9 protein-coding genes and 1 tRNA gene are annotated in these 14,381 nt (G+C 64.5%); 6 read left to right on the top strand and 4 right to left on the bottom strand.

What is annotated here, in order from left to right; translation table 11 throughout:
- Nucleotides 1-165: 165 nt before the first annotated feature.
- Nucleotides 166-1,935, bottom strand: coding sequence for an adenylate/guanylate cyclase domain-containing protein (locus ACXJ7R_RS11825; RefSeq protein ID WP_457151991.1), 1,770 nt, complete (start codon nt 1,933-1,935; stop codon nt 166-168).
- Nucleotides 1,936-2,175: 240 nt separating this feature from the next.
- On the opposite strand from ACXJ7R_RS11825, the gene ACXJ7R_RS11820 reads away from it, so the two are divergent.
- Nucleotides 2,176-5,475, top strand: a complete 3,300-nt coding sequence (locus tag ACXJ7R_RS11820; protein WP_457151990.1) for an adenylate/guanylate cyclase domain-containing protein — start codon at nt 2,176-2,178, stop codon at nt 5,473-5,475.
- Between the two features lie 17 nt (nt 5,476-5,492).
- Complete coding sequence (locus ACXJ7R_RS11815) at nt 5,493-6,173, top strand: redoxin domain-containing protein (RefSeq protein ID WP_457151989.1); 681 nt, start codon at nt 5,493-5,495, stop codon at nt 6,171-6,173.
- A 91-nt stretch (nt 6,174-6,264) separates the two neighbouring features.
- Here the strand turns inward: ACXJ7R_RS11815 and ACXJ7R_RS11810 are convergent.
- A tRNA-Gly gene (locus ACXJ7R_RS11810) sits at nt 6,265-6,339 on the bottom strand.
- A 184-nt stretch (nt 6,340-6,523) separates the two neighbouring features.
- Here ACXJ7R_RS11810 and ACXJ7R_RS11805 point away from each other — a divergent pair.
- From ACXJ7R_RS11805 to ACXJ7R_RS11790, 4 genes are all read left to right on the top strand, one after another.
- The gene (locus tag ACXJ7R_RS11805) at nt 6,524-7,021 is read left to right on the top strand and encodes a prolyl-tRNA synthetase associated domain-containing protein (RefSeq protein ID WP_457151988.1); all 498 of its coding nucleotides are present in this window, start codon (nt 6,524-6,526) and stop codon (nt 7,019-7,021) included.
- Nucleotides 7,022-7,098: 77 nt separating this feature from the next.
- Nucleotides 7,099-8,100 (top strand): thioredoxin, encoded by a 1,002-nt coding sequence (gene trxA / locus ACXJ7R_RS11800; RefSeq protein ID WP_457151987.1) that lies wholly within the window; start codon nt 7,099-7,101, stop codon nt 8,098-8,100.
- Nucleotides 8,101-8,262: 162 nt separating this feature from the next.
- A complete protein-coding gene (locus ACXJ7R_RS11795) occupies nt 8,263-8,934 on the top strand; it encodes an LON peptidase substrate-binding domain-containing protein (RefSeq protein ID WP_457151986.1) in 672 nt (223 codons plus the stop codon).
- Nucleotides 8,935-9,037: 103 nt separating this feature from the next.
- Nucleotides 9,038-9,280: a Trm112 family protein gene (locus ACXJ7R_RS11790; RefSeq protein ID WP_095083950.1), complete on the top strand. Its 243-nt coding sequence runs from the start codon at nt 9,038-9,040 to the stop codon at nt 9,278-9,280.
- A gap of 46 nt (nt 9,281-9,326) precedes the next feature.
- Here ACXJ7R_RS11790 and ACXJ7R_RS11785 read toward each other — a convergent pair whose 3' ends face one another.
- On the bottom strand, nt 9,327-12,674 hold the full coding sequence (locus tag ACXJ7R_RS11785) for an error-prone DNA polymerase (RefSeq protein WP_457151985.1): 3,348 nt from the start codon (nt 12,672-12,674) through the stop codon (nt 9,327-9,329).
- Nucleotides 12,671-14,305 (bottom strand): DUF6504 family protein, encoded by a 1,635-nt coding sequence (locus ACXJ7R_RS11780; protein WP_457151984.1) that lies wholly within the window; start codon nt 14,303-14,305, stop codon nt 12,671-12,673. Before ACXJ7R_RS11780 ends, ACXJ7R_RS11785 begins: the two co-directional genes overlap by 4 nt.
- Nucleotides 14,306-14,381 lie beyond the last annotated feature (76 nt).

Below are 14,381 nucleotides of genomic sequence, written 5' to 3'. Positions count from 1 at the left end.
GCTTGCCGGCCTGCCGGAAGGGGCGCTTTTCCCGGATTTGCTCCGGCAATACCGATTGCGGACCTTTGCCGAGACGACCGACGACCTGAAACTGGTTCGCGAAAACGCCCGATGGCGCAAGATCGGCCAGGCAGGCATCAGGGCGACCTGAMATTGCCGCAGCTGTCATTGCACGACCCCGGCCTTGCGGAGCCCATCCACCACGAGTTCGAAATCGGCAGGATTCTTGTAGGGCAAGACCTTGCGACGGTATTCCAGCGAATAGTCGGGATTGAGGCGAAGCACCTCCTGCCATGCCGCGCGGGCCTCGGCGAAACGGCTGAGATGGCCGTAGCAGGCGGCCAGGAGCGCACGCGAGACGTCGGTGATAGCGTTGCGAGCCAGCCGTTGCTGCAAGAGGTCGACGGCCTCTTCGTACCTTCCCAGATGAAACGCGGCCAAAGCCTGGAAGTGCAGAAGCACATCGGGAAAGTACGGGTTCAAGGTCTTCCCTCGGGCGAAACTCTTAAGCGCCTCCTCGGGCCTGCCCGAATAATACAGTGCCTCGCCGAGGATGACGTGCCCTTCGGCGAAGTTCGGATTGAGGGCGATCGCGTGCTCGGCCTCGTCGATGGCCCCATCGTGCCGTCGTGTGTACAGCTTGGCTATAGCCAACGCCCAGTGCGCCCAGGGATCACTGTCATCCAGCGTTACCGCTCGCGTTGCGACCTCTTCCGCTTGCGCCATCGATTCCGGCGGCGAGGCACTCCACCTGTTCAGGTAATCGAGTCCGTGCGTGAGGGCGAGGAAAGCGTGGGCAGAGGCAAAGTTCGGGTCCAGGTCGATGGCACGTTGCAAGACGTCACGGGCTGCGACGTTGGTCTCCTTCGTCAGCCGGTGCCACAGCTCCCGGCCCCGCAGGAAACAGTCATACGCCTCCGYGTTGCGCGGGTGCTCAGGCGCCAGCCGCTGACGGTCACCCGCAGTCAGATTGAGCGCCAGCGCACCGACGATCTGCTGTGTCACGTCGTCCTGCACGGCGAATATGTCGGTCAGCTCACGATCGAACCGCTCCGCCCAAAGATGGCCGCCCGAGGTTGCATCGATGAGCTGCGCGGTGATGCGCACCCTGTTCCCCGACTTGCGTACGCTGCCCTCAAGCACATGCCGCACGCCGAGCTTCGTGCCCACCTCCTGCACCTGGACGTTCTGGCCCTTGAAGGTGAACGACGAATTGCGCGCGATGACGAAGAGCTGCGACAGTTTGGACAGCGCCGTGATGATGTCCTCGGAGATGCCGTCGGCGAAGTAGTCCTGTTCGGCGTCACCGCTCATGTTGGCGAACGGCAGGACGGCGATCGACAGCTTCGGCGGCGCTGCCGTCGCCGGTCGGCTCGCGGTTTCCGAGGTCGCGGCCGCCCTGGTCCCGGCGCTGCCGACCTGCAGCGAATAAACCCGGATCGGCTCGGCGATGTTCTTGAGCTGCGTGCTGCCGAGATCGCTGACCGAGAGGTCGAGCCTCGCCTTGACCTGGCGATAGGCATCCTCGGACAGGCAGATGGCGCCCGGCGCCGCGACGCCCTCCAAACGCGAGGCGATGTTGACGCCGTCGCCCATCAGGTCGCCGTCGCTTTCCTCGACCACATCCCCCAGATGGATGCCGATCCTGAACTCGATGCGGCGGTCCTGCGGCACGCCGGCATTGCGCTCGACCATGCCATTTTGAACCTCAACGGCGCAGCGCACGGCATCCACCACGCTGCGGAACTCAACCAGCGCCCCATCCCCGGTGCGCTTGATCACCCGCCCGTTGTGCACGGCGATGATTGGGTCGATCAGGTCGCTGCGCAGGGCCCGCAACCTCGCCAAAGTACGATCTTCGTCCGMGCYYGCSAGCCGGCTGTATCCGACGACATCSGCGGCCAGGATYGCSGCMAGCTTGCGATTCTCGCTCATCGGTCCGTCTCCTCGTCCCCACAATAGCAGGAAGACGGAGGGTCCGAGGGAACTTTCGCAAACGACGGCTATGCAGCCGCCCGAATCGCCAGCGCTCCGCCCGGGATCCACACGGATCGCTCGATGCCGATTTGCGCTGCCGCTTGCTGGTCGACGCCTAACGGTTCATCCTTGTGAATACCCTGGTCGTGACGTGCGTAGGGAAATCACGCCGCCGCGGCCGCTAGTGAGGTCTTGTCGATGGACTGCTCGGGCTGCGGTTTCGAGGTTGAGAGCGGATTCGCTTTCTGTCCGAGGTGTGGCAAGCGCCAGCCCGTGCCATGCGCCAGTTGCGGTTACCCCTGCGCACCTGATTTCGAGTTCTGTCCGAAATGCGGGGCAAGCGTCGGTGCGGCCGCAAAAGCTGTCGAACGGCCTGCTCCGACACAGAGCCGGACCATCGTGCCGCCTTCTCGAACGCCGTCGCTGCTTGCGAACATCGAGAGCGACGATGGGCTGCATCCCGTCTCCGACGCCGATCGCCGGACGGTGACGGTCCTCTTCGCCGACCTTTGCGGCTTCACGACACTCAGCGAGCAGCTCGACCCCGAGGTGATGCAAGCACTGCAGAACGAACTGTTCAAGGAATTGACGGCGGCCGTGCGAAACTTCGGTGGTTTCGTCGACAAATTCATCGGCGATGCACTGCTCGCTCTGTTCGGTGCGCCGGTCGCGCATGAGGACGATCCGGAACGTGCGCTTCGCGCCGCTCTCGACATGATCGCCCGGACGGCGCGGCTGGGCGAAAGCGCCCCCCACTCCGGCTCGCCCCTGTTGCTCCACATCGGCATAAACACCGGCCCGGTCGTCACTGGCGGATTGGGCATCGGCACCGCCAAATCCTATTCGGTGACCGGCGACACCGTGAATACGGCGCAACGCCTGCAATCACTGGCCGCACCGGGTGAGGTGCTGGTGGGCGAGCTCACTCACAGGCTGACCCGGCATGCCTTCTCATACGAGCCGCTGGGTGATGTCGTGCTTCGCGGCAAGGCTGGCAGTGTGCTCGTCCATCGTCTGGATGCACCGCTCGCGGCGCCGCGTGCGGCACGTGGGCTCGAGGCGCTCGGCCTCAGCGCACCGATGATAGGCCGTGATGCGGAGCTGCATAGAATGCTGGCGAGCCTTGACCAGGCGTGCGGCGGCTCGGCCCAACTCGTCCGCCTCGTTGGAGAAGCCGGTATCGGGAAATCGCGACTGGTGAAGGAGTTCGTCGCCCGCGTCGGCGACGAGGATCGTTTTCGCAACCTCGCCGTGCGGCAGGCCACGTGCTCACCTTTGGGCGAACGATCATTTGGCGCCTTGGGCGCAGTGGTGCGCAGCGCTGCCGGGATGATGCAGAACGACACCGGGGACGAAATGCGGGGGAAGCTCGCAGGCTTGCTTACCGATCTCGGCCTGCAGGGCGAGGAGGCGAAGCGGCTGATGCCCTTGCTCTACCATGTGCTTGGCCTTGGCGACCCCGATGCCACCTTGCAGCATGTCGAGCCCGAGCAGTTGCGGCGGCAAATTCTCTACGCAGTCCGCACGATCATCGAACGGCGGCTTGCGTTGTCGCCGCTGTTGATCGTCGTCGAAGACCTGCACTGGGCCGACGCCGTGTCGCTCGAGGCACTGCGTTTCGTGATGGACAGGTTGGAACGCACACGGCTGATGTTGCTGGTCACGCATCGTCCGGAGCCGGACCACGGCCAGCTCGACTCAAGTAGGGTGAGTCACACAGCGCTCAGGCTTTCGCCGCTCAGCCGCGATGACGGACGCAGCTTGCTGGCGGCGCTTTTCGGCGAGAGCTGGGTAAACTCCGCAGGAACGCTTCTTGACCAGATCCTCGAGCGCGCGGGCGGCAACCCCCTTTTTATAGAGGAGATCGTTCGCGGCCTTATCGATCGCGGTGTCCTGGTGCGCGAGGGCCAGCAATGGCGCACTGTGGCAGGCGAAGCCGCAACCGGCATTCCCGCCACGATCCAGGCAATGTTGCTTGCCCGTGTCGACCGGCTGCCCCAGGAGGTGCGCCGTTTGGCCCAGGAAGCCGCGGTGATCGGCCCGCGCTTCGATGCCATACTTCTGAAAGCCGTGACAGCCGACCCCGGCCGGCTGGAAGCCGGCTGCGAACTGCTTTGCGATGCGGAAATCATCGAGGAAGTTGCCGGATCAGGCTCGGTCTCGTCGCAAAGCTACCGTTTTACGCAAACTTTGCTGCAGGACGTGATTTACCAGAATCTGCTTCTGCAGCGCCGGACCGACATCCACGGGCGGGTCGGTGCTGCCTTGGAGCAACTGTGCGGCGACAGACCGGAACGGCTCGAGGATTTGACCGTGCTCGGTCATCATTTCGCACAGAGCGCCGAGCGGGAGAAGGGCGCGCACTATCTGCAGGCGGCGGGCGATCGCGCTCGCATGATCTACGCCAACGACGACGCCCTTCGTTTCTACGAGCGGGCACTGACTGCGTTGGGCGCGACCGGGCAAACACCGCTCAAACTGGCGATTGCAGAGCGCATTGCCGATTTGAGCGGCCCGGCAGGCCGCCGCGAGATCGCGCACCACCACTACGAGGYGGTGTTGCAGGCATACCGCGAGTCGGCCGATCGTGTCGCTTCGGCGCGCGTTTTGCGCAAGATCGGTCGGCTGCTCTGGGACGTCGGCAAGCGCGACAACGCAGAATCGCGCTATGCTGAAGCGGCAGCGCTCCTCGATGGAGCGGATGCCCCGATCGAGCAGGCGCATCTGTGGCAAGAGCGTGGCCGGCAGGCGTTCCGTAGCGGGGATCACGCGCTCGCGGCAAAATGGGCGGACGCGGCGCTGGATTGCGTGCGCACACTGACAACGGAGCATGTCTCCGAGGCCGGGCGTGATGCCACTCTTGTGACCGCCGAGGCCCTCAATACCAAGGCAGTCGCGCTGGCTCGCCTTGGGCGAAACCGGGAAGCCGTGGGTCAGGTCGAGCGTAGCATCGAATTGGCCGAAGTCGCCGGTCTGCTGGGGGCGGCCTGCCGCGGCTACACCAATCTCGGCGTGCTTTACACGACCATCGATCCGACACAGGCGATGGCGGTCTGTCGGCGCGGTCTCGAAGTGGCGCGCCATATTGGCGATCTGGGTTTCCAGGCACGCCTCCTCGCCAATCTCGCGGTCGCCTGCTGTACTTTCACGGATCGCTGTCCAACGGAGGGCGTCCCCGCTGCCGAGAAGGCCATCGAGATCGACCGGGCGCTCGACCAGCGCGAGCACCTGCCGGTGCCGTTGATCGTGCTTGGGCAGATCCACCAGTGCAACGGCCGTCCGGAACTGGCGGTCGGCTTGTTCCACGAAGCCCTGGACGTAGCCCGCGAAACGGGCGAACCCCAACTGCTGTTTCCGTGCTATGATGGTCTTGCAACGCTTAATCTCGACATCGACAATCTGGCCGAGGCCGAACGCTACTTTTCCCTGGCGCAGGGTATATGCGCCCAGCACGGGCTCGACCCGGAAGCGCTTGTGGTGCTGCCTTTTCTCGACTAGCCGGGTGGGAGGTTGAAATGTCCGCGCCTCGTGACTTGGTACCGCTTCAACCGGGCGACCGCGCGCCGAACGTGGTACTCGACGCCATTACCCAGGAAGGCAAGATCGCGCTAGACGACTTCCGTGGACAAAAACCGGTGCTGGTCGGCTTGTTTCGAGGTCTGCATTGTGCGTTTTGCCGGCGCCATATCGCCGCCCAGGCGCGGCTTGATCCGGAGCTTCGCGAGAAGGGCGTGGAGAGCCTGACGGTGGTCAACACGCCGATCGAACGGGCGCGCCTCTACTTCCGCTACCACCCGATGCCGAATCTGCTCGCGGCCTCCGACCCTGAACGCGCTTCACATCGTGCTTTTGGATTGCCCAATCTCGAATTCACCCAAAACGAGACGAACTGGCCGTACAAGGTCTCGATGGCAGCGGTAAAGGATATGCGGATTGAGATGCCAGGCGAGTTGCCTGGTCCTTTGGATCCTTTGGCGGCCGGCGAAATCCTCGACAAGAGGGACCATTACGAACTGACCGAAGCCGACGAGCAGATGTTGGCAACCGGGCACGGACAACTGGTCGGTCAGTTCCTTTTGGACCGGCAGGGGATCGTGCGCTGGAGCTTCACGGAGGTTCCAGAGGGAGGACGATACATGTTTGGGGCGCCAAGCCCGCAGGAGCTGATGTCAGCCGTGTCCGAAGTCGCCCAATAGGTTTGCGCCTCCACATTGCCGGCTGCAAGGCCATGTAAGCAAAAGGCGCCCCGAAGGGCGCCTCTTAGTCGCTTGATTTCCTGAAGGAAACTGGAGCGGGTGAAGCGATTCGAACGCTCGACCCCAACCTTGGCAAGGTTGTGCTCTACCCCTGAGCTACACCCGCTCACACGGCGTCTTGGCCGCAAGCCGGGCCTATATGGCTGAAGAGCGCGGCGATTGCAACAGGGAAATGTCAGGCATTTTGCTATGCGGCGGGCGCGCTCGCCGCGATGTCGCATGACGGTCTTGTGTCGGCTGCCCCATTGGCCGTAAACGGCTTGGCAGGAAACGGGACGAAGACAAAACCGATGCCGAAGACCGAAGCTGATCTGATGGAATTTCTTGCCGAACTCGGGATCGCTGCCTCGACGCGGCGCCATCCGCCGCTGTTCACGGTTGCCGATTCGCAGGCGTTGCGCGGCGAAATCGCCGGTGGCCACACGAAAAACCTGTTCCTGAAGGACAAGAAGGACAATTTCTTCCTGGTCAGCGTCGGCGAGGACGCGGTCGTCGACCTGAAGCAGATCCACCAGCTGATCGGCGCTGCCAGCCGCGTGTCCTTCGGCAAGCCGGAGATGCTGATGGAGCTGCTCGGCGTGACGCCGGGGGCGGTCACGGTCTTCGGCCTGATCAACGACGTTGCAGGCCGGGTCAAGGTCGTTCTCGACAAGGCGTTGATGGACCATGCGGTGATCAACGCGCATCCGCTGACCAATGAGGCAACGACGTCGGTCGCAGCGGCGGACCTGATCAGATTCGTCGAGGCAACCGGCCACGATGCTGCTATCTTGAAAGTCTCCGCGTGATCGCCACATGGATGGCCTAAGTCAGATTGTCTGAAAGCGCCTGGCCGCCGGCGGCCGCGCCACGGAAGGGTAAAGAGATGAGCGACAACAATCCGTTTGGAAGCCATGGCGGCCAATATTCCACCACCGTGCAATATGGTGGAACCGAAGCTCCGCGCGCAAAAGCCGCGCTTGGCGAGGCGCTGCCGGCCGGCGCCCCAGGGGCCACCGATGTCATCAAGGACACGACGACCGCCGCCTTTGCCGCCGACGTCATCCAGGAATCGCGCCGCCAGCCGGTGCTGGTCGATTTCTGGGCACCCTGGTGCGGGCCGTGCAAGCAGCTGACGCCGCAGCTGGAGAAGGCGGTCAAGGCCGCGGGCGGCAGGGTCAAGCTGGTCAAGATGAACATCGACGACCATCCCTCGATCGCCGGCCAGCTCGGCATCCAGTCGATCCCGGCGGTCATCGCCTTCAAGGACGGCCAGCCGGTCGACGGCTTCATGGGCGCGATCCCTGAGAGCCAGATCGCCGAATTCATCACCAAGGTGGGCGGCAAGGGCAATGGTGCGCCGCCGGTGGCCGAGGCCCTGGCCGCGGCAAACGAGGCGCGCGAGGCCGGCGATATGCAGACGGCGGCCGATATCTACGATGCCATCCTGGCGCAGGCGCCGGAGACCGTCGAGGCGATTGGCGGGCTGGGCGACCTGTTGTTCGAGGCTGGTGACATCGAGGGCGCCGAGTCCTTGCTGGCAACGGCACCCGAGGCCAAGAAGGATGCGCCACCGCTGGCCGCCCTGCGCGCCAAGATGGCGCTGGCGGCGCAAGCGGCAGCGCTTGGCAACCCGGCCGAGTTCGAGCGGCGCTTGGCCGAGAACCCGGGCGATCATCAGGCGCGTTTCGATCTGGCCATGATCCAGAACGCCAATGGCGATCGCACGGCGGCGGCCGACAATTTGCTGGCCATCATCAAGGCCGACCGTGCCTGGAACGAGGACGGCGCCAAGACGCAATTGCTGCAACTGTTCGAGGCCTGGGGCATGACCGACGAGGCGACGCTTGCGGCGCGCCGCAAATTGTCGTCGCTGCTGTTTTCCTAAGCCGGTTAGCGATTGTTTTGGTCGCGCAGGCTTGCGGCCGGCGGCCATCGCGCCACATTACCAGTGACCCATGCATGTCGCGCAAAAGTGGCCCCGGCTCTGCGAAAGGGATATGCATAGAAGCAACACCCGCTTCCCTATGGAAGCGATCGGAGGATTGAGGTGCAAGCGGGAAACGCGCATTACCGGCTCGCCAAGAATTTGCCGTCGACGATCCCGATCTTTCCGCTCGAGGGTGCGCTTTTGCTGCCGGGAGGCCGCATGCCGCTCAACGTCTTCGAGCCGCGCTACCTGCAGATGGTGGACGAGGCCATTGCCGGCTCGCGGCTCATCGGCATCATCCAGCCCAGCCTCGATGGCGCGCTGCGCGACGACGGCGAGCCGGAGCTCTGCAATGTCGGCTGCGCCGGGCGGATCATCGCCTTTTCTGAAACCGGCGACGGCCGCTATCTGATTTCGCTGCAGGGCGTTTGCCGGTTCCGCATCGCCCACGAGCTGACGGTCAAGACGCCGTTTCGCCAGTGCAAGCTGGCGCCCTTCCTGGCCGATCTCGACGAGGGCCAGGCGGCGAACGAGATCGACCGGCCATCGCTGCTCAAGGCGTTTCGCGCCTATCTGCAGGCCAATGACCTCGAAGCCGACTGGGAGAGCGTCAGCCGGGCCGAAAACGCCATGCTGGTCAACGCGCTGTCGATGATGGCGCCCTATGGGCCGGCCGAGAAACAGGCGCTGCTCGAGGCGGCGGATCTGAGGACACGGGCCGAAACGCTTATCGCCATCACCGAAATGGCGCTGGCGCGCGAGAATGAGGATTTTGGTTCGAGCTTGCAATGAGATGTGTCGATGTTTTGCCGGCCTGCAAACGACGAATTTCCTGCGTTGGCGGCCTGACCTGAATCTCGACACATCTTGGGTCCGACACTGAGAAGAGGACACGATGGCGGCGGATGGGCGTGACGGGAAGAAGGTCAATGTCGACCCCAAGCTGCTGGAGCTRCTGGCCTGCCCGCTGACCAAGGGGCCGCTGACCTGGGATCCGGAGCGCGGCGAACTGGTTTCCCGGGTCGCCAAGCTCGCCTATCCGGTGCGCGACGGCATCCCGATCATGCTGCCTTCGGAAGCGCGGACGCTCTCCGTGGAGGATGTGTTGTCGCCGCCACGCTTGAGTGGGCCGTCTTGAGGGGTGGCGAGATTGGCAGCGGCTGGCGGGACAGCGCCCCCCTCTGCTACTGAAAATTGCGTCCCTTGGGCATGACACTTTCCGCCTCTTCCGACAGCGTTGCGAGGTCCGGTCGGATCGCCGCGTTGCGTGGCGCGGGGCCGCGATCCGTACCGCTGACGGGGTGTTCCGCAGGGCCGGCGACTGTCAGGTTGGCTTGGCTGACCTTTTCCAGGAGCACGGTCAGCCAGGGGGTCAAATCCTCGATCTTCTCGGCGACGATATGGATGACATCCGATTCCGACTGCAATTTGCCGGTGACGCGGACGAACCTGGCGCCCATGATGACGGGCCGGTAGCGGTCAAAGGTTCTCTGCCAGATGATGATGTTGGCGACGGCCTTGTCGTCCTCCAGCGTCAGGAAGATCGCGTTGCCCTTGCCGGGGCGCTGCCGCACCAGCACGAGGCCGGCGACCGAGACACGCCTGCCATCGCGCACGGATGGCAATCCGGCATTGGGCGTGACGCCGGCCCGGTCGAGCCGCTCGCGCAGGAAGGCGACCGGATGCGCCTTCAGTGACAGGCCGAGCGAACGGTAGTCATGGATGACATGCTCGCCGAGCGGCATTTTGGGCAGCTTCGTCTCCGGCTCCAGCTCGCGCAGGCGGATCGCCGGCTGGTCGAACAGCGGCAGCTTTTCGGCAGCACTCTTGCCGTCGAGCGCGCGTACCGCCCACAGTGCTTCACGACGATCAAGGCCAAGCGAACGGAAGGCGTCGGCCTGCGCCAGCTTTTCGATCTCGTCGACATCGAGGCCGGAGCGCAGCCAGACATCCCTGACCGACTCGTAGCCTGAACCGCGCTGCTTGACGAAAGCGTCCATGCGCTCCTCCGACAGGCCCTTGATCTGGCGGAAGCCGAGCCGCAGCGCATGATTTGTCTTGATGACACCACGCATTTCGGCATGGCGTGGGAGGATGCGGTCCGGATCGAAAGATGCTTTCTCCAGAGTGGAGTCCCAGACCGAGAAATTGACGTCGACGTCGCGGATGTCGACGCCATGGTCGCGCGCGTCGCGGACGAGCTGGGCCGGCTGGTAAAACCCCATCGGCTGCGAATTCAGGATCGCGGCGCAGAACACGTCGGGGTAGAAGGTCTTGAACCAGCAGGAGGCATAGACGAGCAGGGCGAAGGACGCGGCGTGGCTTTCGGGAAAGCCGTATTCGCCAAAACCCTCGATCTGCTTGAAACAGCGCTCGGCGAAGTCCTTCGTGTAGCCCTTACCAATCATGCCGTCGATCATGCGCTGGCGGTAATTGCCGATGGTGCCGGTGCGCTTGAAGGTGGCCATGGCGCGGCGCAGTTCGTCGGCCTCCCCCGGCTTGAAACCACCCGCGACGATGGCGATCTTCATGGCCTGTTCCTGAAACAGGGGCACACCAAGTGTCTTGCTGAGGATCGCCTCCAGCTCCGGCTTTTGATACTCGGCCTTTTCCTTGCCTTGCCGTCGGCGCAGGTAAGGGTGAACCATGTCGCCCTGGATCGGACCCGGCCGCACGATCGCCACCTCGATGACAAGGTCATAGAAATCCCGTGGCTGGAGACGCGGCAGCATCGACATCTGGGCGCGGGATTCGATCTGGAAAACGCCGAGCGTGTCGGCGCGGCAGATCATGTCGTAGACCTGCTTATCCTCCGGCGGCAGGGTGGCCAGCACATAGGGTTGGCCATATTTATCTCGCGCGTTTGGATAGTGATCCCTAAGCAGGGCGAAGGCACGCTGTAGGCAGGTCAGCATGCCGAGCGCCAGCACATCCACTTTCAGGATCTTCACCGCGTCGAGATCGTCCTTGTCCCATTCGACCATCTTGCGCTCGTCCATCGCCGTCTTGACGATGGGCACGATCTCGTCGAGCCGGTCCCTGGTGATGACGAAGCCGCCGACATGCTGCGACAAATGGCGGGGAAAGCCCATGATCTCGTTGGAGCGCTCAATCACCAGTCTTGCCAGCGGGTCGGCGCGGTTGATGCCGCCAGCGTGCGCCTCCTTCTCGCCAAGTTCGGAGGTCGACCAGCCCCAGATCGTGCTCGACAATGCGCTTCTGATATCCTCCGAGAGGCCCATGGCCTTCGCCACTTCGCGCAAGGCCGAGCGGCCGCGATAGCTGATGACGGCGGCGGCGAGTGCGGTGCGCTTGGCGCTGTATTTCGTATAGATGTACTGGATGACGGTCTCGCGTTTCTCATGCTCGAAGTCGACGTCGATGTCGGGCGGCTCGTTCCTCTCCTCGGAAATGAAGCGCTCGAACAGCGTGTCGATCCTGTCCGGCCCGACTTCGGTGATGCCGATGCAGAAACAGACGATCGAATTGGCGGCCGAACCGCGCCCCTGGCAGAGGATGTCCTGGCCGCGTGCGAACTTGACGATGTCGTAGACCGTCAGGAAATAGCGGGCGTAGTTGAGGCGCTCTATCAGAGCGAGCTCTTCCTCTATGCGCTTGATCACGGACGCAGGCACCCCCGCCGGATAACGATTGGCTGCCCCCTCCCGCGCCAGCCGTTCCAGCTCGGCCTGCGGCCCGAGACCGGACTCCGTCGGCTCGTCGGGGTAGTTGTACTGGAGGTCGCTGAGCGAGAAGGTCAGCTCCTGCGCAAAGCGCAAGGTCTCGGCCAGCGCCTGCGGATGCCTGCGGAACAGGCGCGCCATCTCCATCGGCGGCTTCAGATGGCGCTCGGCATTGGCGGCCAGCTGCAGCCCGACCTCGGCGACGGGTGTGTTGAGGCGGATCGCGGTCAGCACGTCCTGCAGCGGGCGCCGCTCAGTCGTGTGATAGAGAACGTCGTTGGTCGCCATCAGCGGGATGCCGGCATTCTCGGCAGACGCCGCTGCCTGCTCGATCCGGAAACGGTCATTGCCCGCATAGTCCGGCGAAACGGCCAGACGGAGATTTCTTCCGAAACGATCCTTGAGCTGGCGAAGCAAGGCGAGACTGTCTTCCGCCCCCGCCGTCAGATCGGGCAGGACCGCCAGTGACATCAGGTCCCCCCATTCGAGCAAGTCGCTGCGCTGGAGAAGAGCGGCGCCCTTCTCGTTCTCGTCGCGCAGATTGGCTTGCGTCAGCATGCGGCAGAGATGCCCCCAGCCCTTGCGGTCCTGCGGATAGGCGAGAATGTCCGGGGTGCCGTCACCGAAAACCAGCCGGCAGCCGGGATGGTAGGAGAGCGTCTCGACCTTGGCCTGTTGCCAGGCGCGCACCACGCCGGCCACCGTGTTGCGGTCGGCAAGTCCGATCGCGGAAAAGCCGAAAAGCTTGGCGGCGACCACCAGTTCCTCCGGCTTGGAGGCGCCGCGCAGGAAGGAGAAATTCGACTGGATGCCGAATTCTGCATAGGGAATGACGGTCAGCGCATTCATGCGAAGACCCCATGCAGGAACCAGCGTGGCGGCACCTGGGAGCCGCCATAGAGGCCTTGCCGGTAGAGCCAGTAGCGGCGGCCGTCGGCATCCTCGATGCGAAAATAGTCGCGTGTCGATGCCGCCTCGTCGCTCGCGGCCTCGCGCCACCATTCCGCCGCGATGCGTTCCGGTCCCTCGGCACGCGTCACCCTGTAGAGCGCACGCCGCCAGCGGAAGTTCAGCGGCGGGCCCTCCGGCATTTCGGTGGCCGGCACCTCGATGGGCTCGGGCGAGCGGAACAGCCGGATCGGCCGTTCCGGCGGGAAGATGGTCATCGGCGCCTGCATCCGGTCCGGCTTCTTCGGCGGCGTGGTCCGGCGCGGGGCCTCGGTGAAGGGGATCGTGGCGACGGCGCGCTCCGGCAGATGGCTTTCCACAGTGACCGGTTGCAGGACCGCGCCCTCGCCGAGCCGGGCGCGGATACGGTCGGCGAACAGCGCGATGTCGGCGCCGTCATCGGTCACTTCGCCGGCAAGGTCGGCCTGCTGCATGTCGAAGGCGGTGGCCGACAGCACCGAGAGCCGGACGAGATCGAAGCCATAGCCGGCATCGATATCCTGCTCGAGCGCGGCCAGCCTTTCATGGAACAATTTCTGGATCAGCGGGGGTTCGCGCATCGGCCGCGAGGTGCCAATGGCGATGCGGCTGACGGCGCCGTCGACGCGAAACAAAAGCAGCGCCAGCATCCTGGCGCCCTCGCCACGGCGCTCGAGGTCGGTCTTCAATGCCGCCGCCAGCATGCCCACCAGCCGCTCGATGTCCTCGGTCAGGGTGACGGGCTCGCTGAGGTGACGTTCGACCGAAAGCGGCGCGACGGGAAGGCGCGGCGACACCGCTTCGTCGAGACGGCCAAGCGCCTGGTCGAGGCGCAAAAGCAGCGAGGCGCCGAAGCGGCGGGCAAGCGGCGCGCGCGGTGCCGCCATGACGGCGCCCGCCGTGCGCAGGCCGACGCTTTCCAGGCTGGTGCGGGTCGCGGGCTCGATGCGCAGGGCTGCCAGCGGCAAGGGTGCGAGCAGCGCCTCCTCCTCGCCGCCTGCGACGATGCGGTCACTGGCAAAGCGTGCCGCCGCCCAGGCCGCGCCCGGTGTCGCGGCAAGCCCGGCGCGGACATCGAAACCCTGATGGAAGAAGCGCGACAGGATGTCGTCCAGCATGGCGCGTTCGCCGCCGAAAAGATGGGTGCAGCCGGTGACGTCGAGAAACAGGCCGTCCGTTGCGTCCAGCGCCACCAGCGGGGTGTAGCGGTCGCACCAGTCGGCAAGGCCTTCGAGCAGGCGGCGATCGGCTTGCGGATCGGCCTCGACGATGTCGATCGACGGATGCATGGCGCGCGCATCGGCGATGCCCATGTCGCGCTTCAGGTGCAGCGCCTCAGCCCGCTCGTCGAGGGCCGAGATACGCTGCGCGTTGCCCTTGCGGTGGCTGATCACCAGCGGCAGGTGATCCGACGGCCGGGAACGCCAGGACCGCCCCAGACGCTGCCGCAGGATCCTTTCGACCGCGAGATAGGGAAACCACAGCGACAGGATTCTTTGCTCTTTCCTCGCCCCTTCTTTCGTCGCCCCATCTTTCATCGAATGCGCGTTCATCGGGGTTCCACTCCAGTGTGAATTGTCCAGGCAGGGCCGTGCGGCTCTTGCCGATGGTGAGGGTGAAGGCCGGGCG

The organism is Mesorhizobium sp. P5_C1, from assembly GCF_054049815.1.
The sequence above is the reverse complement of the archived record's forward strand: the minus strand, read 5'-3'. Positions and strand labels throughout refer to the sequence as shown.

What these genes read in the sequence shown, in the direction of transcription:
- ACXJ7R_RS11785 (WP_457151985.1), bottom strand. Translation starts at nt 12,674, where the DNA reads ATGAATGCGCTGACCGTCATTCCCTATGCAGAATTCGGCATCCAGTCG.
- trxA (WP_457151987.1), top strand. Translation starts at nt 7,099, where the DNA reads ATGAGCGACAACAATCCGTTTGGAAGCCATGGCGGCCAATATTCCACC.
- ACXJ7R_RS11815 (WP_457151989.1), top strand. Translation starts at nt 5,493, where the DNA reads ATGTCCGCGCCTCGTGACTTGGTACCGCTTCAACCGGGCGACCGCGCG.
- ACXJ7R_RS11805 (WP_457151988.1), top strand. Translation starts at nt 6,524, where the DNA reads ATGCCGAAGACCGAAGCTGATCTGATGGAATTTCTTGCCGAACTCGGG.
- ACXJ7R_RS11780 (WP_457151984.1), bottom strand. Translation starts at nt 14,305, where the DNA reads ATGAACGCGCATTCGATGAAAGATGGGGCGACGAAAGAAGGGGCGAGG.